General features: G+C 44.8%; 26 protein-coding genes. 24 read left to right on the top strand and 2 right to left on the bottom strand.

Annotated features, from left to right (window positions below; genetic code table 11):
• The first annotated feature begins 21 nt into the window (after positions 1–21).
• On the top strand, positions 22–420 hold the full coding sequence (locus AC0C66_RS10505; protein ID WP_003221882.1) for a F0F1 ATP synthase subunit epsilon: 399 nt from the start codon (positions 22–24) through the stop codon (positions 418–420).
• Between the two features lie 34 nt (positions 421–454).
• Here AC0C66_RS10505 and AC0C66_RS10510 read toward each other — a convergent pair whose 3' ends face one another.
• Positions 455–928, bottom strand: coding sequence for a hypothetical protein (locus AC0C66_RS10510; RefSeq protein WP_461845772.1), 474 nt, complete (start codon positions 926–928; stop codon positions 455–457).
• Between the two features lie 177 nt (positions 929–1,105).
• Between AC0C66_RS10510 and AC0C66_RS10515 the strand changes: the two genes are divergently transcribed.
• From AC0C66_RS10515 to AC0C66_RS10620, 22 genes are all read left to right on the top strand, one after another.
• Entirely contained in the window at positions 1,106–1,336 is a 231-nt protein-coding gene (locus AC0C66_RS10515; RefSeq protein ID WP_003221879.1) for a DUF1146 family protein, read from the top strand.
• A gap of 134 nt (positions 1,337–1,470) precedes the next feature.
• Positions 1,471–2,211, top strand: coding sequence for a YwmB family TATA-box binding protein (locus AC0C66_RS10520; RefSeq protein WP_461845771.1), 741 nt, complete (start codon positions 1,471–1,473; stop codon positions 2,209–2,211).
• Positions 2,212–2,244: 33 nt separating this feature from the next.
• Positions 2,245–3,555 (top strand): UDP-N-acetylglucosamine 1-carboxyvinyltransferase, encoded by a 1,311-nt coding sequence (gene murA, locus AC0C66_RS10525; RefSeq protein ID WP_461845770.1) that lies wholly within the window; start codon positions 2,245–2,247, stop codon positions 3,553–3,555.
• A gap of 195 nt (positions 3,556–3,750) precedes the next feature.
• Entirely contained in the window at positions 3,751–4,782 is a 1,032-nt protein-coding gene (spoIID, locus tag AC0C66_RS10530; protein WP_014115495.1) for a stage II sporulation protein D, read from the top strand.
• Positions 4,783–5,168: 386 nt separating this feature from the next.
• Complete coding sequence (locus AC0C66_RS10535) at positions 5,169–5,852, top strand: vWA domain-containing protein (RefSeq protein WP_014115494.1); 684 nt, start codon at positions 5,169–5,171, stop codon at positions 5,850–5,852.
• Positions 5,853–6,174: 322 nt separating this feature from the next.
• Complete coding sequence (locus AC0C66_RS10540) at positions 6,175–6,849, top strand: vWA domain-containing protein (RefSeq protein ID WP_072181855.1); 675 nt, start codon at positions 6,175–6,177, stop codon at positions 6,847–6,849.
• Positions 6,850–6,943: 94 nt separating this feature from the next.
• Positions 6,944–7,105, top strand: coding sequence for a hypothetical protein (locus AC0C66_RS10545; protein ID WP_014115491.1), 162 nt, complete (start codon positions 6,944–6,946; stop codon positions 7,103–7,105).
• Positions 7,106–7,206: 101 nt separating this feature from the next.
• Positions 7,207–7,995, top strand: a complete 789-nt coding sequence (gene fdhD / locus AC0C66_RS10550) for a formate dehydrogenase accessory sulfurtransferase FdhD (protein WP_014115490.1) — start codon at positions 7,207–7,209, stop codon at positions 7,993–7,995.
• 15 nt (positions 7,996–8,010) lie between these two features.
• Positions 8,011–9,036 carry a GTP 3',8-cyclase MoaA gene (gene moaA, locus AC0C66_RS10555; RefSeq protein ID WP_061186479.1) on the top strand — a complete coding sequence of 342 codons (1,026 nt, stop codon included), beginning with the start codon at positions 8,011–8,013 and terminating at the stop codon, positions 9,034–9,036.
• Between the two features lie 192 nt (positions 9,037–9,228).
• Positions 9,229–10,362, top strand: a complete 1,134-nt coding sequence (gene rapB, locus AC0C66_RS10560) for a response regulator aspartate phosphatase RapB (protein ID WP_014115487.1) — start codon at positions 9,229–9,231, stop codon at positions 10,360–10,362.
• 170 nt (positions 10,363–10,532) lie between these two features.
• The gene (locus tag AC0C66_RS10565; protein ID WP_014115486.1) at positions 10,533–11,012 is read left to right on the top strand and encodes a hypothetical protein; all 480 of its coding nucleotides are present in this window, start codon (positions 10,533–10,535) and stop codon (positions 11,010–11,012) included.
• Between the two features lie 71 nt (positions 11,013–11,083).
• Positions 11,084–11,272, top strand: a complete 189-nt coding sequence (locus tag AC0C66_RS10570) for a CsbD family protein (RefSeq protein WP_014115485.1) — start codon at positions 11,084–11,086, stop codon at positions 11,270–11,272.
• A gap of 205 nt (positions 11,273–11,477) precedes the next feature.
• Entirely contained in the window at positions 11,478–12,734 is a 1,257-nt protein-coding gene (urtA, locus tag AC0C66_RS10575; protein ID WP_090557001.1) for an urea ABC transporter substrate-binding protein, read from the top strand.
• Positions 12,735–12,766: 32 nt separating this feature from the next.
• The gene (gene urtB / locus AC0C66_RS10580) at positions 12,767–13,669 is read left to right on the top strand and encodes an urea ABC transporter permease subunit UrtB (RefSeq protein WP_461845769.1); all 903 of its coding nucleotides are present in this window, start codon (positions 12,767–12,769) and stop codon (positions 13,667–13,669) included.
• Positions 13,670–13,680: 11 nt separating this feature from the next.
• A complete protein-coding gene (gene urtC, locus AC0C66_RS10585; protein WP_472973569.1) occupies positions 13,681–14,751 on the top strand; it encodes an urea ABC transporter permease subunit UrtC in 1,071 nt (356 codons plus the stop codon).
• Positions 14,726–15,475 carry an urea ABC transporter ATP-binding protein UrtD gene (urtD, locus tag AC0C66_RS10590; protein ID WP_472973570.1) on the top strand — a complete coding sequence of 250 codons (750 nt, stop codon included), beginning with the start codon at positions 14,726–14,728 and terminating at the stop codon, positions 15,473–15,475. The genes urtC and urtD overlap by 26 nt, the downstream gene beginning before the upstream one ends.
• Positions 15,472–16,173, top strand: coding sequence for an urea ABC transporter ATP-binding subunit UrtE (gene urtE / locus AC0C66_RS10595; protein ID WP_014115480.1), 702 nt, complete (start codon positions 15,472–15,474; stop codon positions 16,171–16,173). The genes urtD and urtE overlap by 4 nt, the downstream gene beginning before the upstream one ends.
• A gap of 99 nt (positions 16,174–16,272) precedes the next feature.
• Complete coding sequence (gene ureA, locus AC0C66_RS10600) at positions 16,273–16,590, top strand: urease subunit gamma (protein ID WP_003227724.1); 318 nt, start codon at positions 16,273–16,275, stop codon at positions 16,588–16,590.
• The gene (gene ureB, locus AC0C66_RS10605) at positions 16,587–16,961 is read left to right on the top strand and encodes an urease subunit beta (RefSeq protein WP_472973571.1); all 375 of its coding nucleotides are present in this window, start codon (positions 16,587–16,589) and stop codon (positions 16,959–16,961) included. The genes ureA and ureB overlap by 4 nt, the downstream gene beginning before the upstream one ends.
• Positions 16,958–18,667 (top strand): urease subunit alpha, encoded by a 1,710-nt coding sequence (gene ureC, locus AC0C66_RS10610; RefSeq protein WP_072181857.1) that lies wholly within the window; start codon positions 16,958–16,960, stop codon positions 18,665–18,667. The genes ureB and ureC overlap by 4 nt, the downstream gene beginning before the upstream one ends.
• A gap of 133 nt (positions 18,668–18,800) precedes the next feature.
• Positions 18,801–19,202: an Rrf2 family transcriptional regulator gene (locus AC0C66_RS10615; protein ID WP_014115477.1), complete on the top strand. Its 402-nt coding sequence runs from the start codon at positions 18,801–18,803 to the stop codon at positions 19,200–19,202.
• A gap of 67 nt (positions 19,203–19,269) precedes the next feature.
• Positions 19,270–19,911 (top strand): NAD(P)-dependent oxidoreductase, encoded by a 642-nt coding sequence (locus tag AC0C66_RS10620; RefSeq protein ID WP_472973572.1) that lies wholly within the window; start codon positions 19,270–19,272, stop codon positions 19,909–19,911.
• Between the two features lie 34 nt (positions 19,912–19,945).
• Here AC0C66_RS10620 and AC0C66_RS10625 read toward each other — a convergent pair whose 3' ends face one another.
• Positions 19,946–20,335 (bottom strand): DUF5362 family protein, encoded by a 390-nt coding sequence (locus AC0C66_RS10625; protein WP_014115475.1) that lies wholly within the window; start codon positions 20,333–20,335, stop codon positions 19,946–19,948.
• Positions 20,336–20,479: 144 nt separating this feature from the next.
• Here AC0C66_RS10625 and AC0C66_RS10630 point away from each other — a divergent pair, with 144 nt between their 5' ends.
• Positions 20,480–21,253: a MerR family transcriptional regulator gene (locus tag AC0C66_RS10630; protein WP_472973573.1), complete on the top strand. Its 774-nt coding sequence runs from the start codon at positions 20,480–20,482 to the stop codon at positions 21,251–21,253.

Genomic DNA, 21,253 nt, shown 5'->3' on the forward strand with positions numbered 1-21,253 from the left:
TGGTCCTAGGAGGGTAAAAGCATGAAGACCGTTAAAGTCAATATCGTTACTCCCGACGGCCCAGTATACGATGCGGATATCGAAATGGTGAGCGTGAGAGCCGAAAGCGGCGATCTCGGTATTTTGCCAGGTCATATTCCAACCGTGGCTCCTCTTAAAATCGGCGCTGTCCGTCTGAAAAAAGACGGACAGACTGAATTGGTTGCGGTCAGCGGCGGATTTGTAGAAGTCCGTCCTGATCAGGTTACCATCCTTGCCCAGGCTGCTGAAACAGCGGAAGGCATTGATAAAGAGCGCGCTGCAGCTGCACGTCAGCGGGCGCAGGAGCGTTTGAATTCTCAATCAGATGATACTGACATTCGTCGGGCTGAGCTTGCGTTACAGCGGGCTTTGAACAGATTGGATGTAGCAGGGAAATAAGAAAAAATCCTTCTCATGTATGAGAAGGATTTTTTTATGAACACACAAGAGAATCAAACAGCGACAGAAGCGGCTTATCCTCTTTTTGCTGCAAGTATAAACGATCACAGCAATTCATTGTATGCCATGATTTGTGATGTCTTCTAAAGCCCATTGTATAAGCGCCGTCTGTGTATGGGTAAGGCTTTACGATCCATTCAGCATCTTCATGTTGGGCAATCACGCAATCTATAAGATAAACACTGATCATTTTCTCGAATTCTTCAATAGGAAGATTCCAATCAGCAAGCAAAAGCTCTTGTATACTTTGAAAATAAAGGTTTTCAAGCTCTTCAAGGCTTTCTCTCGTATAGGTAAGAGAAATGTTATAAAACTGACACAATTCATTCAGTTCTTCAATCTGTGACTGTCTATAATCATAATAGAATGCAATTGCTTCCCATTCCTGTTCAAAAATTGGCAGGTTCTCACCGTATTGCTCTTCAGGCTGAAAAAAAGAATGATTCACATTTGCCAGCTCCTTTCCAATAAAGTATACCATGTAAAAGAATCGCACTTTAAGTGGGGATTAACCCTAGATTTGGCTGATTATTCCGTTCTGTATAAAATGTATCATCTTTATCCGTGCTTCTTATATAATAAGAAAGGGTATAAACGCGGAGAAAGGATGAAAGGAGTGGAATAGATGAGTGTATTGGGACAGCAGGCTGCAATTGGTATTGTCGTTCATCTGATTTTTATAGCGGTGACTTGGTGGGCGTTGCAAGCCGTCAATATCGATCCGTTAATTAAAAAAGGCAAAGTCGTGCAGGCAAGACTCCTGATGATTTTACTGACAATTGCTATTGGAACGACTGTTGCGAATTTCTTTTTAGATTACCTCAATTATTCACAGCAGCTTCCCTACCTATTTTAATAGGTTTTGAACATTATAATCACGGGAATGGTTTGGGAAGCGGGTTGAAGCGTATAACGCGAGTTTTGACGAAGATTTTTACGTATGGCGCCTCTTGCCTCCGGTAAAACTGGGGATAAGGGGGAGAGATGAACATGAAGAAAAAACAAGTAAGCCACGCCATTATCATATCCGTAATGTTAAGCTTCGTCATTGCTGTTTTCCATACCATTCATGCGAGTGAGTTAACGCCGTTAGCACAAATGGCAGAGGGGATGGAACGCCAAGATGTGTCAATAGATAAGTGGGCATTGCATGCAAAACAAAACATGTCGCTGACCGAAAAAGAATTTTATCAAAAAGTGCAACGTTTAAAATCAGAGTATCGTCAATATGATTGGGCGATTGCACAGGAAGATAAAATCGTAAAGGCAGTTGGAACGTATACTGACAAAAAAAATCACACTTCTTTTAGACTACAGTTTGTCACAACCCTCAAAAAACACAACCCAACTTCGTATTTACTATATGAGCAAATGAGTCTTAAGACACCGGATAGCTGGAATGATACATATGAACAGTTTGAACGGGAGACACTCGGGATATTCCAAGAAAAAGTAGTTGTTTTTACTTGTCTAAATGGTCATTTAGATGATAATATGAATATTGTTTTGCAAAAAAAAGCAAATCAGTTATTAAATGAATTTCAAGCAAGATCTGTTGAACATGTAGTTGAGCCAAATTTCGTTTCTATTTCTGCGTTTACAGATGAGTGGAAAGAGTACATCATGACCTCGAAACATAAAATGAATTTGCAAATTGCACTTAGAAGTGCAGGAATGGGCGGAAAACATACCGTTACGGTTGGCACACCAATCGTTACGACTGAATATTAATATAGAGAATTTAGGGACGCGGAGGGGAATACCTTGGAAAAAATCATCGTCCGCGGCGGTCAAAAGTTAAACGGCACAGTCAAAGTTGAAGGCGCTAAAAATGCCGTTTTACCTGTTATCGCTGCATCTTTATTAGCAAGTGAAGAAAAAAGCGTAATTTGTGATGTACCTACGCTCTCCGATGTATATACAATTAACGAAGTGTTGCGTCATTTAGGAGCAGATGTGCATTTTGAAAATAATGAAGTGACTGTAAATGCTTCATACGCTTTGCAAACTGAAGCACCTTTTGAATATGTACGTAAAATGCGTGCGTCCGTGCTTGTCATGGGGCCGCTTCTTGCGCGTACTGGTCATGCAAGAGTTGCGCTTCCAGGCGGATGCGCAATTGGTTCCAGACCGATCGATCAGCATTTAAAAGGTTTTGAAGCAATGGGCGCAGAAATCAAAGTCGGCAATGGCTTCATCGAAGCTGAAGTAAAAGGCCGTCTGCAAGGCGCAAAAATCTATCTGGACTTCCCAAGTGTAGGAGCTACAGAGAACCTGATTATGGCAGCCGCTCTAGCTAAAGGAACAACAACGCTGGAGAACGTGGCGAAAGAACCCGAAATCGTTGATTTAGCAAACTATATCAACGGCATGGGCGGAAAAATCCGCGGAGCTGGCACCGGCACCATCAAAATTGAAGGAGTCGAAAAGCTTCACGGTGTAAAACATCATATTATTCCTGACCGCATTGAAGCGGGCACATTTATGGTTGCTGCTGCAATCACTGAAGGAAACGTATTAGTTAAAGGAGCGGTTCCTGAACACCTCACTTCTTTAATTGCCAAAATGGAAGAGATGGGTGTAACGATTAAGGATGAAGGTGAAGGCCTTCGTGTCATCGGCCCGAAAGAACTCAAACCGATCGACATTAAAACAATGCCTCACCCGGGCTTCCCGACTGATATGCAGTCACAAATGATGGCGCTTCTGCTTCGTGCAAGCGGCACAAGCATGATTACAGAAACTGTTTTTGAAAACCGTTTTATGCATGCGGAAGAATTCCGCCGTATGAATGGCGATATCAAGATTGAAGGACGTTCTGTCATCATTAATGGCCCTGTACAGCTTCAGGGAGCTGAAGTTGCAGCGACTGACTTGCGTGCAGGTGCAGCGCTGATTCTTGCGGGGTTAGTGGCTGAAGGTCATACACGTGTTACTGAACTGAAGCACTTAGACCGCGGTTACGTTGATTTCCATAAGAAGCTTGCAGCTATTGGCGCAGACATCGAACGTGTAAATGATGAGTCTGCTTCTGAGCAAGAGAACAAAGAAGTCGTTTCTGACTTAAACGCATAAACTTACCTAAAAATCAGTATGTCATTCTGGCATACTGGTTTTTTATTTTTAGTGTATTATCATCATTATGCGCAAAATAGCAAAAAAGAATACGTAAATGACAAATAAAGTTTCTGTCCAAAACGAGAGTCATATTAGCTTGTCCCTGCCCATAGACTAGACTAGAGTCGAATCCCGAGCAGGAGGCAGCTGAATATGAAACAATTCGTAATCACACTATCTGTACTATGTGCATTGATTCTCTTGATTCCCACACTCTTGGTCATTCCGTTCCAGCATAACAAAGAAGCGGGGGCCAGCGTAGAATCAGGAAAGACAGCAGTCAGCACGAAACCAGCATCAAAAGGAGCGGAAACGTTGAAAGCATCGCCTGTTTCTATTCCCGTCTATCGAACCGCAAATCAATCCGTAGAAGACATTCCGCTTGAAGAGTATGTCATTGGAGTCGTCGCCTCCGAAATGCCGGCAACCTTTGAATCTGAAGCGCTGAAAGCCCAGGCTCTCGCCGCCAGAACGTTTATTGTCAGACTGATGGTCTCAAATTCAGCAGTGGAGGCTCCTAAAGGCTCGCTGGTGGATGATACACAGATGTTCCAGGTGTATAAAAGCAAAGCGGAGCTGAAAAAACAGTGGGGCGCGAGCTATGAGGGAAAACTGAAGAAAATCACAGATGCGGTAGCCAGCACACAAGGCAGAATTTTAACGTACAACAACCAGCCGATTGAAGCCTCTTTTTTCTCCACAAGCAACGGCTACACTGAAAACGCAGAAGCCTATTGGACAAGTGCCATCCCATATTTAAAAAGCGTCAAAAGCTCATGGGATAAAAAGTCTCCGAAATATAAGGCAACGAAAACCTTTACAGCCTCAGAATTTGAGCAAAAGCTTGGCGTCAAGCTGGATGGGTCTGGCACAGTCGGAAAGATTACCGGAGAGACGCCGGGCCACCAGGTCGCAACAGCCGTTATTAACGGCAAGACGCTGAAAGGTAGAGACATCCGTGAAAAGCTGGGCCTCAATTCAGCCGATTTTGTATGGGAGCGAAACGGAGACACGATTACAGTCACGACGAAAGGATTTGGCCACGGTGTCGGGATGAGCCAATATGGCGCGAATTTTATGGCGAAAGAAGGCAAAACGGTTGATCAAATTGTGAAGTATTATTACCAAGGCACACAAATTTCAGACGCAGATTCGTTTTTGAATAAATATATGGCGAAGAAGTAAAAAAGACGCTCAATGAGCGTCTTTTTCTGTTCCTGAATGTCTTTTATCTAAGAACGGTTAAAACTGTTTAGAGAAGCTCCTGACAGTCTTTAGAGCGACAAGGCCCTTTTTCCTGATTTATGACTTTGAGATTGTGGTAAAGTAATCCACATGTATCGACAGACTTCGACAGACTCATATAACGAAAGCCGAAAGGCCGACAATCTTCTTTTTTCATAGTAGTGTTAGGCGGAAATCACTAATAAAAACAAAGGTTTCTATGCAAAAGTAAACAACAGCAATGGGGAAGCCCGCCCTATTTATTTCTCTGTTTTTGTCGATTACGATAAGTTATGTTCAGCGTTGAACATCTGCACGCAGAAACAAACTTGTAAAGGGGTACGAACATGAAGAAAAGATTTTCACTGATCATGATGACAGGATTGCTATTTGGATTAACTTCACCTGCTTTTGCGGCTGAAAAGAAAGAACCGGAGGCTGAAGCTCCGGCAAACGTTGCAGTCTTGCTTGATGCCAGCGGAAGTATGGCGAAAAGAATAGACGGTGTATCTAAATTTAATTCAGCTAAAAAAGAAATTTCTAAGTTTGCAAGCTCACTGCCGGAAGGAACTCAGGTGAAAATGAGTGTGTTTGGTTCAGAAGGAAACAATAAAAATTCCGGAAAGGTTCAATCTTGTGAATCCATCCGTAACGTATACGGCTTCCAAAGCTTTAACGAGCAAAGCTTCCTCAATTCTCTCAATGCAATTGGGCCGACTGGCTGGACGCCAATTGCCAAAGCGCTGAACGAGGCGAAATCTTCTTTCGACCAGCTTGATACTAAAGGGGAAAAAGTAGTGTATCTGTTGACAGACGGTGAGGAAACGTGCGGAGGAAATCCAATTAAAACAGCAAAAGAACTGCATAAAGACAATATTACTGTTAATGTGATCGGTTTTGATTATAAAGAGGGATACAAAGGCCAGCTGAACGCAATTGCGAAAGTAGGCGGCGGTGAATACTTCCCTGCTTATACTCAAAAAGATGTTGAGAAAATCTTCACTCAGCAATCATTGATGTTATCTAAATAAGAAAAAAGAGGCTGATAGTGGTCAGCCTCTTTTTTGTATGTAACATAATGTTCAAAAGTAATCAGGTGTCAGCCTGTAGCATAGTAGCAGATTTCCGTTTTTCTGTGATGATCCAGGCGAAAAAAGAATGAATGATGTCACAAACTGTATATGCTTTCTGGGCGAAAAAGGCTAAATATCATCGGCATTTCAAGCGATTTTGAATAGAAAGTGAAAGCGGCACAAAAGGCAGCTTGCCCTATATCTTTTTGCATTTTCATATTCTAGCATAAAGAGGAATCCAACTATAGTTGGAAAATATGATAAAGAAAGGAAGAATAATATGAAAAAATTGCTGGCTGCCGGTATCATTGGGTTGCTGACTGTCTCCTTTGCGTCTCCGTCTTTTGCCGCTGAGAAACAGGTTGACACAAATGTAGCTGTTTTGTTTGATGGAAGCGGAAGTATGATTCAAAAAACAGGGGGAGAGCGCAAAATAGACATTGCCAAAAAATCAGTAAAGTCTTTTGCCGAGCTTCTTCCGAAGGATACAAATCTCATGCTTCGCGTTTTCGGACATGCTGGAAACAATAAATTGTCCGGCAAAGCTCTTTCATGCAGCACGACGGAAACCATTTACGGCCTTCATCCATATGAAGGATCGCTGTTTGACAATTCATTGAGTGAGATCAAGCCGACTGGCTGGACACCGATTGCCAAAGCACTTTCAGATACAAGAAAAGAATTTGAAGCATTTGACGCTGACGGGAAAAACGTGGTGTATTTAATCACTGACGGTGAAGAAACGTGCGGCGGAGACCCCGCAGCGGAAATTGAAAAGCTTCGTGAATCGAATGTGGATACCATTGTAAACATCATTGGCTTCAACTTTGATATCAAAGGTAATGAAGAGATGAAACAAGCGGCTGTTGCTGGCGGCGGAGAATATATTTCAGCGAACAGTGCGGATGAGTTCGAACAGGCTTGGGAAAAAGAAGCACAAAAATTTACTGAGTAAAGAACCTAACGATTAGGCGCTCCCCCAGGCGCCTTTTTTAATTGGTTTAAAAACAGCTTGGGCGGGAATGATACCCTTAAAAGGGGTTGAACATATGAAATTATTAGGAATGATTTTTCTTATTGCCGCCGTGGCATTCATATTGCTCGGTGTTTTTCTAAAACTGGCAGCCTTCTTTTTTGTCAGCATGCTCACTTTGATCGCAGCTATTGTGCTGTTTACGATCCTGAAAAAAAATCAGCATAATCAAACATAGAGTCCTTTATATAGAGGGCTCTTTTTGTGTCTCAGAATTCGACAAAATCCGAGGAGTGTGAAAAAATATAAAGGCAGGAACATTGCGGAGGGGAAGAGACATTGAACGATAAAGTAACTGCGGTCAGGGATGTATGGCGCTATGAACAAGGGGAAATAAGCAAAATAGAAGACCGGATGGTGACGGAATACCCTTTGACAGTGATACTGAACGGAAGTGAATTTGTGACGCTCGTTTGTACGCCGGAGCATATCAAAGAGCTTGTCATTGGATTTCTCGCATCAGAGGGTGTTATACGATTTCAAAAAGAGATTAAAAGGTTTACAATAGATGAAAGTCTCGGTTTTGTTTATGTCGATCTTGTTCATCCTGAGACATTGGATCAAAAGGATTATACGAAACGGGTGATCGGCTCATGCTGCGGAAAGGGCCGCCATTTTTATTTTCAGCAGGATGTCAAAACCGCCAAAACGGCTGTCAGCCAAATCAAGATATCGCCTGAAGCATGTCTGGCGCTTATGAAAGACATGCAACAAGGGAGCGGAACGTTTCAGGATACGGGAGGCGTTCATAATGCGGCGCTTTGCGACACAGAGAAACTGCTGTTAATGCGCACAGATATCGGCCGGCACAACGCGCTTGATAAATTATACGGACACTGCCTTCTGAACGGGATGTCCGTCCGCGACAAACTGATTGTGTTCAGCGGAAGAATCTCATCAGAAGTCCTGTTGAAAGCGGCAAAAATCGGAGTGTCGATCGTCATTTCCAAATCGGCCCCGACGGAGCTTGCGATTCAAATGGCGGAAGAATTAAATATCACAGCGATCGGATTTGTCAGAAACGGATCATTTAATGTATATACACACCCTGAGAGAATCAGGGGATAGGAAGGGGCTGTAGCTATGATTACAGAATCGCGTCAGATGTTGGATAAGAGGAACAGACCGCTGAGAGACCTTCGCATTTCTGTTACAGACCGCTGCAACTTCCGATGCACGTACTGTATGCCCGCCGAATTATTCGGCCCGGATTATCCTTTTTTAAAGAAAGAGGAGCTGCTTTCGTTTGAAGAGCTGGAACGGCTTGCGACGCTATTTGTCACAAGGTTCGGTGTTGAAAAAATCCGCTTAACCGGCGGAGAGCCCCTCATGAGAAAGGATATGCCGGAATTAATCAAAAAACTGGCCCGCATTCCGGGTGTCCATGATATTGCGATGACGACAAACGGATCACTGCTGCCTGTTTATGCGGAGAAGCTCAAGGAAGCAGGGCTGAAACGGGTCACGATCAGCCTTGATTCCTTAGAGGACGAGCGTTTTAAAAAGATAAACGGGCGCGGGGTTTCTGTCAGCAAGGTGCTGGAAGGCATTGAAGCGGCGAAGCAAGCGGGGCTCGGTGTTAAAATCAACATGGTCGTCCAAAAGGGCGTCAATGAAAAAGATATACTGCCTATGGCCCGTTATTTTAAAGAAAAAGGGCATATCCTGAGATTCATCGAATTTATGGACGTGGGCAACACCAACCAATGGGAAAAGAAGGACGTCATGACAAAGGCGGAAATCATTGATTTGATCAATGGACACATGCCGGTTGAACCAATAGCGCCGAATTATAAAGGCGAAGTGGCTTCCAGATTCCGCTACTTGGACGGATCTGGAGAAATCGGCGTCATATCATCTGTATCTGATGCATTTTGCGGATCATGCAACAGGGCCCGTCTTTCTGCGAGAGGGGAGCTGTTTACCTGCTTATTCGCTTCAAGCGGATTTGACCTCAGAGGGCCGGTTCGTCAGGAATTAAGTGATGACGAACTGTCAGAGATGATCGGCACCGTATGGAAAAATCGGATCGATCAGTATTCGGTCGATCGTACTCTATCAAAAGCATCAGACAAAAAGAAAGTGGAAATGTCTTATATTGGCGGTTAATATGAAATAAAAAGCTTATCGGCACTGTCCGATAAGCTTTTTTTATAAACATCCAAGTGCAAAAAATACTTACAAAAACCGAAATATATAAAGATAGGCATAAGGAAGGAATCATTGTAAGAAATTTTAATTCCAAAGCCATACATTATGATAAAATATAACCAATTAGAAAATAGAAAGGGTTGGAGGGGCATGGCCGCGTACGAGATCCCGTCATCTCAAGTAGGAGTGAAAATCAATAAGTGGTACAAGCACATTTTAGCATTTCAAGTGGCTGATGCCGTTAAGCTGAAGGAAGAGATTGATCAAGACATAGAACAGATGGAAGAGGATCAGCTGCTTCTCCTGTATTATCAGCTGATCAGTTACCGGCACCAAATTATGCTGGATTATGTAAAGCCTGACCTGCACGAGGAATCTCAGCTTCAATATCGTGAATTGATCAAAACGCTGGAAAGCAATCAGGACAGCATCTCGGGATTATCTGAGTATTATTTTCACTTGTTCAGAGGAATGTACGAATTTGAACAGAACAATTACATCTCGGCTATATCCTTTTATCGGAAAGCTGAGAAGATGCTCGCGTTTGTAGAAGATGAAATTGAAAGAGCGGAATTTCATTTTAAAGTGGCGGAAGTCTTTTATATCATGAAGCAGACGCACTTTTCCATGAACCACGCCGTACAGGCGCTTGAGACATACAAGGCTCACGACTTTTACAGAGTCAGAAGAATTCAATGCCATTTCGTCATATCAGGAAACTACATTGACTACAGACATTATGAAAAAGCGCTTGAGCATCTGGATGACGCGTATCGTCTGGCTTTATTGGAAGGACAGCCCCGTTTGATCGGATCAGCCCTCTATAATATCGGGAATTGCTATGATGACAAAGGAGAGCTGGATCAAGCCGCGGAATACTTTGAAAAAGCGCTTCCTGTCTTTGAAGAGCATCAGCTGGAACAGCTTCCAAAAGCGCTCTTCAGCCTGACTCGCGTTCTTTTCAAAAAGCAAGATGTCCAAGCTGCGATGCAGTACTATGAAAAAGGGATTGCCATCGCCCAAAAACGAAACGACTTCTTCAGTCTGGCGAAATATAAATTTTTGCAGGCCTTATATGTGGAATCTGTTAATGTAGATATGATTCAAGAAGTATTTGACTATATGGAAGAAAAAGCCCTTTACGTATATATTGAAGAATTCGCTTTGGATGCTGCCTCCTATTTCAGTCATCGCGAACACTACAAAGAAGCGGTGTATTTTTATGAAAAAGCAGTCAGTATGAGAGAAATGATCCAAAGAAACGACTGTTTATATCAAGTGTAAGACGAAACCATCTGCTGCCAGATGGTTTTTTTATATACAAAAAAAGGAGAGCATCGGAACGTTTATTTTCGGGCAGAACAGGAAAATTCGCTACATATGCTTTTGATCAAATTCAAAATAGCCGGGTTTAGACGGTGCCTGGGTCAATGACAGGCGTGAGGGGGAATTCGATGTTCGGTTTCAATGATATGGTGAAGTTTCTATGGTCTTTCCTCATTGTTCTGCCGCTTGTACAGATCATACATGTTTCAGGGCACAGCTTCATGGCACTTATTTTTGGCGGAAAAGGATCGTTGGATATTGGGATGGGCAAAACGCTGTTCAAGATTGGGCCGATACGGATCAGAGCGATCTATTTCATAGATTCCTTTTGCAGGTTTGGTGAGCTGAAAACCGACAATCGGTTCTCGCATGCACTTGTGTATGCCGGGGGCAGCCTGTTTAACCTGATAACGATTTTTATAGTCAATTTGCTAATTATACACAGTGTATTAAAACCGAATATGTTTTTTTATCAGTTTGTCTATTTTTCTACGTATTATGTGTTTTTCGCCCTGCTGCCGGTTCGATATTCAGAGAAAAAGTCATCAGACGGTCTGGCGATTTACAAGGTGCTCCGCTACGGAGAGCGCTACGAAATCGATAAGTAACATTCAAATGTTTACCGCCTCTCAGATCGGGAAGGTAACAAGTACACACATAATGAAGGGAGAGAATCAACATGGGTAACGATAGTGTAAAAGATAAAATGAAAGGCGGCTTAAATAAAGCCAAAGGAGAAGCGAAGGATAAAGTCGGAGATATGACCGATAAAACGGACATGCAGGCTGAAGGCAAAAAGGATAAGGCAAAAGGCGAGATCCAAAAGGATATCGGGAAAGCAAAGGATACATTCACAAATAAAGATTAATCATACGAAAGAGGCAGGAAACGATATGTTTCTTGTCTTTTTTTGTGTGCTTTTTTGAATGTGAATAAATGTAACAAAAAAAGCAATCGATTTGGTTAAAGTATCTAAATTTTCGAAATATTCTTTGAATCAATGAACCTCTTCTATATAATAATGACATGAGTTGTTAACTTTTGTAACATCACATGACAAAGGGAGGTTCTAAATGAAAAACAAAGGGGTTGGAATACAGGCTGTTTTTCTGTTGTTTCTGATCATGGTGTTGATGACGGGGTGTGCTGCGCCGAAGAAAGTGTCAGAAGCCAGCGGAAGTGCGAAAAGAACAGTTGATATCGACACAAGCGGGGATTCAGTGAAGGTCGGGATTCTTCACTCACTAAGCGGGACAATGGCGATCAGCGAAGTGTCCGTCCATGATGCAGAGTTAATGGCGATTCAAGAAATCAACCAAAAAGGCGGAGTTCTCGGCAAAAAGCTTGAACCCGTCGTGGAAGACGGCGCTTCAGACTGGCCTACATATGCGGAAAAAATGAGAAAGCTGCTTCAGCAAGACAAAGTGGCTGCTGTTTTTGGCGGATGGACATCTGCTAGCCGCAAAGCCATGCTTCCGGTTGTGGAGCAAAACAATGGCCTGCTGTTCTATCCGGTGCAGTACGAAGGAATGGAGACATCACCTAATATTTTTTATACCGGAGCAACGACGAATCAGCAAATTGTGCCGGCTGTCGATTGGCTGCTGAAAAATAAAGGTAAGAAGATCTTTCTGATCGGATCAGATTACGTGTTCCCGAGAACAGCCAATAAAATCATTAAAGCACAAGTAAAAGCGGACGGAGGAGAAATTGCCGGTGAAGAGTATACGCCGCTAGGCCACACCAATTACAGTACGCTCGTCGGCAAAATCAAAGAAAAACAGCCCGATGTCATTTTTAACACATTAAACGGCGACAGCAACGTGGCGTTTTTCAAACAGCTGAAAGATGCGGGGATATCGGCTGATGATATGCCTGTCATGTCGGCAAGTGTCGCTGAGGAAGAAATTCGGGGGATCGGCTCTGATGTGTTAAAAGGACATTATGCGGTGTGGAATTATTTCCAGACAACCAATACGAGCGAAAATCAAACATTCGTGAAAAGCTATAAAAAGATGAACGGTGATAGCCGGGTGACGAGCGATCCGATTGAAGCCGGCTATAATGCGGTTTATCTCTGGGCGGCGGCTGTTGAAAAAGCCAAGTCCTTTGATGTCGATAAGGTGAAGAAAGCCGCTGACGGGATTGCATTCAAGGCACCGGGCGGCACAGTGAAAATTGACGGGGATACACAGCATCTCTACAAAACGGTCAGAATCGGGCAAATCACGGGGGATGGACAGTTTAAAGAAGTATGGAACTCAGGTGAACCGGTAAAACCTGATCCATATTTGAAAACGTACGACTGGGCAAAGGGGTTATCTAAATAAATCAAAGCCGTTTGCGGGGGAGGAGGCGGAGCATGTCTGTCGTCGTTACTCAATTATTTAACGGGATCAGTCTCGGTTCTATTTTGATTCTCATTGCGATTGGATTAGCCGTTACATTCGGTTTGATGAACATTATTAATATGGCGCACGGTGAGCTGATTATGGCAGGAGCCTACACGACATATGTCGTTCAGCAGCTGTTTTTAAGCTATTTGCCGGCTTCTCTGTTTTCTTACTATTTTTTATTCGCAATCATCATGGCGTTTGCGGTTGCGGAGCTTATTGGGATTGTCATTGAAAAAGTGATTGTCAGGCAATTATATGACCGTCCGCTCGACAGCCTTTTGGCGACGTGGGGGGTGAGCTTGATACTGCAGCAGGCAGCAAGATCGATTTTTGGCGCGCCGAATGTGGCCGTCAAGTCACCTGAGTGGCTGACGGGAGGGGTGACGCTGTTTTCGGTTACCTTTCCGTATAAAAGGCTGTTTATTTTGGCGCTCGTTCTTTTTACGCTGGCACTGCTCGGTTTCTATTTATTTAAAACCTCTGCGGGGCGGCGGATGCAGGCGGTTACGCTGAACCGGAGCATGGCATCGTGTCTCGGCGTATCTGTGAGAAAAACAGATACATTGGCTTTCGCGCTCGGAAGCGGACTGGCCGGTATCGCGGGGAGCTCACTCACATTGCTTGGTTCGATCGGGCCTACTCTCGGTTCGTCGTACCTCGTCGATGCCTTCATGATCGTCATATTAGGCGGAATTGGAAAATTAAAAGGCACCATTATCGGCGCGGTGACGGTCGGTTTGCTGAGCACATTCGTTGAGTATTCCACAAACGCTACGATTGCAAAGGTAGTCGTGTTTGCATTTATTATTCTCTTTCTGCAATGGCGGCCTTCAGGTCTTGCGAGTGTCAGAACGAGATTACTTGATTAGGAGGGAACCGGATGAAGCGGTTTTCACAATTCAGTCCGTATCTGGTGATGTTTGCCCTTTTTATCGCCGCTCCGTTTTTTCTGCAGGAGTTTCGATTAGGGCTGTTGGCGAAGTTTTTATGCTTCGCGATTGTGGCGGTCGGCATTTGCCTGATTTGGGGATATACAGGCATTTTGAGTTTGGGACATGGCGTCTTTTTTGGATTGGGCGCTTACTGCATGGCCATGTACTTAAAAATAGAAGCCTCACCGTCAGGCATTCCTGATTTTATGGAGTGGACCGGCGTCAGTGAACTGCCGTGGATTTGGGCAATGTTCAGTAATCCTTTTAGTGCGATTGCTGCAGCCGTTATTGTGCCTGTTTTTTTGGCCTTTTTACTCGGTTACTTTACCTTCCGCAACAACATAAAGGGTGTTTATTTTTCGTTGATCTCTCAGGCTGTTGTGGTGGTTGTTGTCACACTGTTCATCGGCAGCCAGGACATCACTGGCGGCACGAATGGCCTCACGAATTTCTTTACCGTTTTTCAATATGCTTTGGCCGATCCTGCAATAAAGCGGATTTTGTATTATACGACAGTCTTTTTCCTCGGTGTTTCTGTCATGTTTGCTTTGTTTCTGACGAGAAGCCGTTTTGGGCGGCTATTGCAGGCGGTGCGCGACGGAGAAAACAGGGTTCGTTTTTTCGGGTATCACTCCACCGTTTTTAAAGTGTTTATTTACTGTGTATCTGCTGCGATGGCGGGGATTGCCGGGATGCTGTTTGTGCTTCAGGATGGGATGATCTCGCCGGAAATGATGGGCATCATCCCTTCGGTGGAAATGGTGCTGTGGGTCGCAATCGGCGGCAGGCACTCCATTTTCGGGGCGGTGCTTGGCGCGCTGTTAACGAACGGCTTGAAAAGCTATTTAAGCGAATATTACCCTGACATTTGGCTGTACTTCCTCGGCGCGCTGTTTATTATCGTCGTGCTCTATATGCCAAAAGGGATTGTCGGGCTGTTCGAGAAGATTAGAACCCAGCTTTCTTCCTCGAAAAAGAAAGGAGCGGCTGCTTATGAAACCGATACTTACCTGCCGTGACGTGAAGGTTGAGTTTGACGGATTTTGGGCCTTGCAGGGCGCTGATATCAGCGTGCGGGAACGTGATATCCATTTTTTAATTGGGCCGAACGGAGCCGGAAAAACGACTTTGCTGGACATCATTTGCGGAAAAACGAAGCCGCATTCGGGCGAAGTGCTATTTCAAGAAACGAATGAACTGACAAAAGCGCGGGAATATCAGATCGCCAAACTGGGGGTCGCCAGAAAGTTTCAGGCTCCGAGTGTTTTTACGCAGCTGACTGTGTTTGAGAACCTCGAACTTGCCATGAAACAGAAAAAAACAATCCTTTCACTGCTGACAGCTCGTATGACAAAAGAGCAAAGTGACAGGATCATAGACATCCTGCGGCTGATTGGGTTAGATGACAAATGGGATCTAACAGCTGGCAGCCTGTCACACGGACAGAAGCAATGGCTTGAGATCGGCATGCAGCTCGCCATGGAGCCGAAGCTTTTGCTGCTGGATGAACCGATTGCCGGCATGACAGGAAAGGAGCGGGAAAAAACCGGAGCCCTGTTTGAAGAAATTGCAAAAACGTGCTCTGTTCTGATTGTCGAGCACGATATGGATTTTGTGCGCTCGTTTTCCAGAAAAGTCACGGTCATGCATGAAGGCAAAGTGCTTTGTGAAGGGTCGATGGATGACATCACAAGCAATGAAGAGGTGGCAGAGGTGTATTTAGGAAGGAGCGGTGTGTCATGATTGCCGTCAGGAATGTAACGTCCGGTTACGATCAATCGATGGTTTTGCACAGCCTCAGCATGGAGGTTCGCCCGGGGCAGATTGTCGCTGTATTAGGCCGAAACGGAGTCGGCAAATCCACCTTGCTGAAAACAATCATAGGCCTGCTTCCGGCAAAACAGGGGGATATTTGTTTTAATCAAACGTTTGTTCAAAACGAAAAGGCGGAAACACGGGCAAGAACGGGAATTGCGTACGTTCCGCAGGGAAGAGACATCTTTTCCTCCTTAACCGTTCGTGACAACCTGCTGCTTGGGGAAGAGCCGCTTCCGAAGAAGGAGCGAACGGGGCAGGTCAAGGAAGACATTTTTCAATGGTTTCCTGTTTTAAAGGAGATGCTTGACCGCAAAGGCGGCGATTTAAGCGGAGGCCAGCAGCAGCAGCTTGCAATTGCCAGAGCGCTGATGGGAAATCCAAAAATTATTTTACTTGATGAACCAATGGAAGGAATTCAGCCGTCAATTATCGAACTAATCAGACAAGTTATCGTAGAAATTTCCAGAAAAAAAGACATTTCCGTTGTTTTAGTCGAGCACAGTCTGGAAAACGCGTTAACATGTGCTGACTACCTTTATGTGATCGACAGGGGAACGGTTGTCGACCATGGAAAGGCCGATGAAGAAACGGCACGCCGCTTTGAAAGGCATCTTACCGTATGACCCGGTACTTGAAGAAAGGGAGGTGATGTCCCGCCTGCATGTTCCGCAAATTCGCAGTAACCGCATCCGCTTTATATGACAAAAGAAGGAGGACTACAGATGAAACTGACACCGGTTGAACAAGAGAAATTGCTCATTTTTGCAGCGGGGGAATTAGCCAAACAGCGAAAGGCGCGGGGCGTTCTGCTCAACTACCCTGAGGCTGCCGCTTATATCACCTGCTTTATCATGGAAGGCGCACGTGACGGAAAGGGAGTAGCAGAGCTGATGGAAGCCGGCCGCCATGTGTTAACAGAAAAAGATGTGATGGAGGGTGTTCCTGAGATGCTAGACAGCATTCAGGTGGAGGCCACATTTCCTGATGGAGTGAAGCTTGTTACGGTACATCAGCCAATTTCTGCGGAGGTGAAGTCATGAAGCCGGGAGCATTCCAAATTGCTGAGGGAACGATTACGATTAATGAAGGCCGTGAGACACGGGAGGTAGCGGTAAAAAACACCGGATCACGCTCCATTCAAGTCGGCTCGCATTTTCATTTTGCGGAAGCCAACGGGGCATTATCATTTGACCGTGAGCAGGCGATCGGCATGCGCCTTGATGTTCCATCAGGCACGTCGGTACGTTTTGAGCCGGGCGAGCAGAAAACAGTCACGCTTGTGGAAATCGGCGGACGAAAGACAATTAGAGGCCTGAACGGAATGGCCGACACGTTTATCGATGAACGCGGCAAAGAAAAAACGTTAGCCAACTTAAAACAAGCCGGCTGGAAGGAGGGGGTAATCCGATGAAAATGTCACGGGAGGAATATGCGGAGCTGTTTGGCCCGACAACGGGCGATAAAATCAGATTGGGCGATACGGATTTATGGGTCGAAGTCGAAAAGGATTTCACAGTATATGGTGAAGAGATGATCTTTGGCGGCGGAAAAACGATCCGCGACGGCATGGGCCAAAACGGCAGAATTACAGCCAAAGACGGCGCTTTGGATTTGGTCATCACAAACGTCGTCCTATTGGATTACACAGGCATTGTCAAAGCGGATGTCGGTGTGAAAGACGGCCGGATTGTTGGCGTCGGAAAAAGCGGCAACCCTGATATCATGGACGGAGTCGATCCGCATATGGTCATCGGCGCGGGTACAGAGGTGATTTCCGGTGAAGGAAAAATTTTAACAGCTGGAGGCGTGGACACGCACATTCATTTTATTTGTCCTCAGCAGATGGAAGTTGCGCTTTCTTCAGGTGTGACGACCCTTTTGGGAGGCGGAACAGGACCTGCTACAGGAAGCAAAGCGACAACATGTACGTCCGGCGCGTGGTATATGGCAAGGATGCTGGAAGCGGCCGAGGAGTTTCCGATTAATGTCGGCTTCTTAGGAAAAGGGAATGCATCCGATAAAGCGCCGCTGATCGAGCAGGTGGAAGCAGGCGCCATCGGCCTTAAGCTTCATGAAGACTGGGGCACGACGCCAAGCGCCATCAAAACGTGTATGGAAGTTGTGGATGAGGCGGATATTCAAGTCGCCATCCATACCGATACGATTAACGAAGCGGGCTTTTTGGAAAACACGCTCGATGCGATCGGGGACCGGGTCATTCATACCTATCACATTGAAGGAGCAGGCGGCGGCCACGCCCCGGATATTATGAAGCTCGCCTCTTACGCAAACATTCTGCCGTCATCCACAACGCCAACCATTCCTTATACCGTTAATACGATGGATGAGCATCTTGACATGATGATGGTCTGCCACCATTTAGATGCGAAAGTGCCTGAAGATGTGGCGTTCAGCCATTCCAGAATCAGGGCTGCGACCATTGCGGCAGAGGACATACTCCATGATATCGGCGCGATCAGCATGACATCATCGGATTCCCAAGCGATGGGGCGTGTCGGTGAAGTGATCATCCGAACATGGCAGGTAGCCGATAAAATGAAAAAGCAGCGCGGCGCACTTGCCGGTGAAAACAGAAACGACAATGTGCGTGCAAAACGCTACGTTGCCAAATACACAATTAATCCGGCGATTACTCACGGGCTCAGCCATGAAGTCGGCTCGGTGGAAAAAGGGAAGCTCGCAGATCTCGTTCTGTGGGACCCGGTATTTTTCGGCGTAAAACCTGAACTTGTCTTAAAAGGCGGCATGATTGCACGTGCGCAAATGGGGGATCCGAACGCGTCCATCCCGACTCCTGAACCGGTGTTTATGCGCCAAATGTATGCGTCTTACGGAAAAGCCAATCGCTCAACCTCCATTACATTTATGTCTCAAGCAAGCATTGAGCGGGGTGTGGCAGAAAGCTTAGGGTTGGAAAAAAGAATTTCTCCTGTCAAAAATATCAGAAAGCTGAGCAAGCTGGATATGAAATTGAACTCAGCATTGCCGAAGATTGAGGTTGATCCAAAAACTTATCAGGTCTTCGCTGACGGAGAGGAATTGTCTTGCCAGCCTGTCGATTATGTTCCGCTTGGACAAAGATATTTCTTATTCTGACAAGACGCGGCCGGAGTGCATCCGGCCGTTCTATTGACTAAAAACGGTGCACAAGAACCCCGTATTTAGTGTATATTAGATGTTGACAAACGAATCAAATGTAACTATTATAGTTACAACGGTGGTGAAAAACATGATTAACAGCCGTCTTGCTGTTGCCATTCATATTTTATCCCTCATTTCGATGGATGAAAAAGAGTCTTCAGAAACCATCGCTGGCAGCGTCAACACCAATCCGGTTGTCGTGCGAAGAATGATCAGCATGCTGAAAAAAGCGGATATTCTCACATCCCGCGCTGGGGTGCCGGGTGCAAGCCTCAAAAAAGATCCGGCTGATATTTCTCTTTTAGAAGTCTATCGGGCTGTCCAAAAGCAAGATGAACTCTTTGCGATTCATGAAAACCCGAATCCGAACTGTCCGGTAGGGAAAAGAATTCAAAACGCATTGGATGAAACGTTTGAAAGTGTGCAAAAAGCGATGGAAGATGAACTGGCAAGCAAGTCATTAAAAGATGTTATGAATCATCTCTTTTAATCAAAAGAGATGACTTCTCACCGCTAACATGTAACTAAAATTGTTACAAATAAGGAGGAAATGAAAAATGAGAATTGGAATTATCGGCGCAAGCGGAAAAGCAGGAAATGAGATTTTGAAAGAAGCGAAAACAAGAGGCCATGAAGTGACTGCCATCGTCCGAAACGCTTCAAAAGTGCAGGAACAGGACATAGCGATTTTGGAGAAAGATGTGTTTGAACTGACTGCAGAAGACATCAAGCCTTTCGATGCGGTTGTAAACGCTTTTGGAGCAGCGCCTGGCCAGGAACACCTTCATGTTGAGGCAGGCAGAGCGCTAATCAGCATCTTAAAGAATGCGAAAAACATAAGATTGCTTGTCGTCGGCGGAGCAGGAAGCCTGTTTGTTGATGAAGCCAAAACAACCCGTTTAATGGATACACCGGAATTCCCGAAAGAATATTTGCCGACTGCATCAAATCAAGGGGAGAACCTGAAAGATTTGCAGCAGACAGACTCCATTTCCTGGACGTTCCTCAGCCCTGCGGCATTTTTTGATCCGGCAGGAAAACGGACGGGTTCTTACCAAAAAGGAAAAGACAATGTCATCGTAAATGCAAAAGGCGACAGCTATATCAGCTATGCAGATTATGCCATTGCCGTATTGGATGAGCTTGAACAACCTGCACACAAAAATGAACGCTTCACAGTGGTAAGCGAAGCGGAATAATAAAAAACCCGGAGCTTCCTCCGGGTTTTTCTCATTAATAAGTGTTGTACGTATCATAATCGCTGAAAAGGCCGTCAGCAATTCCAAGCATTAAGAAGACGAAGAAGGCGATAATCGCAAGAATGGATACAGCAATGCTTACGATTAAATAAATCCCTTGCATCTTTACAAACTTCGCGTAATTCTCCAGCATTAAGTCCTCAGACTGTCCGCTATGGTGTTCAGCCATTTGCCCTGCTTCTTTAGCGGAACGCATCAAAAAGATTCCGGAAATAATTTGCAGTACGCCCGGCACGGCACCGATTAGAAAAAAGAACGCGCCTGAAAGCGCGGTAATTGCGCCCATAATAATAAATAAAATGCCTGTTGCTTTTCCCCATTTCGAAATGCTAATGAGGGTTTTGTTCATGGTTTCAGGATTCATGTACACTGGCTCCCCTTTACAAAAAAATACTCACTTTTCTTTTATACACTATTTGTGAGAAGTTTTGTATATAAAAAATAACATTTTGGGATTGACCCTGACGCTGCGTGATTGTTTACGATAGAAGAAGAGGAGGTGTTATTTATGAAATACCAAGTCAAACAAGTGGCGGACATAGCAGGTGTCAGCATTCGGACGCTTCATCACTATGATGATATTCAGCTTCTGAATCCTTCGGCGCTTACTGACGCAGGGTATCGTTTGTACAGTGATGCAGATCTGGAAAGACTCCAGCAGATTTTATTTTTTAGGGAAATTGGGTTTCGTCTGGATGATATTAAAGAGATGCTGGATCATAAGAATTTTGACCGGAAAGCGGCACTTCAGTCGCAAAAGGATATGTTGATGAAGAAAAAACAAAGAATGGAAGAGATGATTCAAACGATTGACAGGACGCTTCAATCTATTGAGGGAGGGGAACATATGGATAAGCGGGATTTATTTGCCGGGTTAAGCATGAAAGACATTGAAGAGCACCAGCAGACATACGCTGATGAAGTCAGAAAGCTGTATGGAAGGGAAATTGCAGAAGAAACAGAGAAAAGGACATCTGCATACTCAGCGGACGATTGGCGCGCGATCATGGCTGAATTTGATTCGATTTACAGACAAATTGCGGCACGAATGATACACGGCCCCAATGATGCAGAGGTTCAGTCTGCTGTGGGGGCGTTTCGTGATCATATTTGCCAATATCATTACGAATGCACACTCGACATTTTCAGAGGGCTTGGAGAAGTGTATATCACTGACGAACGATTTACAAATGCAATCAATCAATATGGAGAAGGCCTTGCCGCTTTTTTGCGGGAGGCGATCATCATTTACTGTGACCAACAGGAAAAACCCCGGCTATAA

The sequence above is a fragment of the Bacillus sp. VA13 genome, from assembly GCF_055710085.1.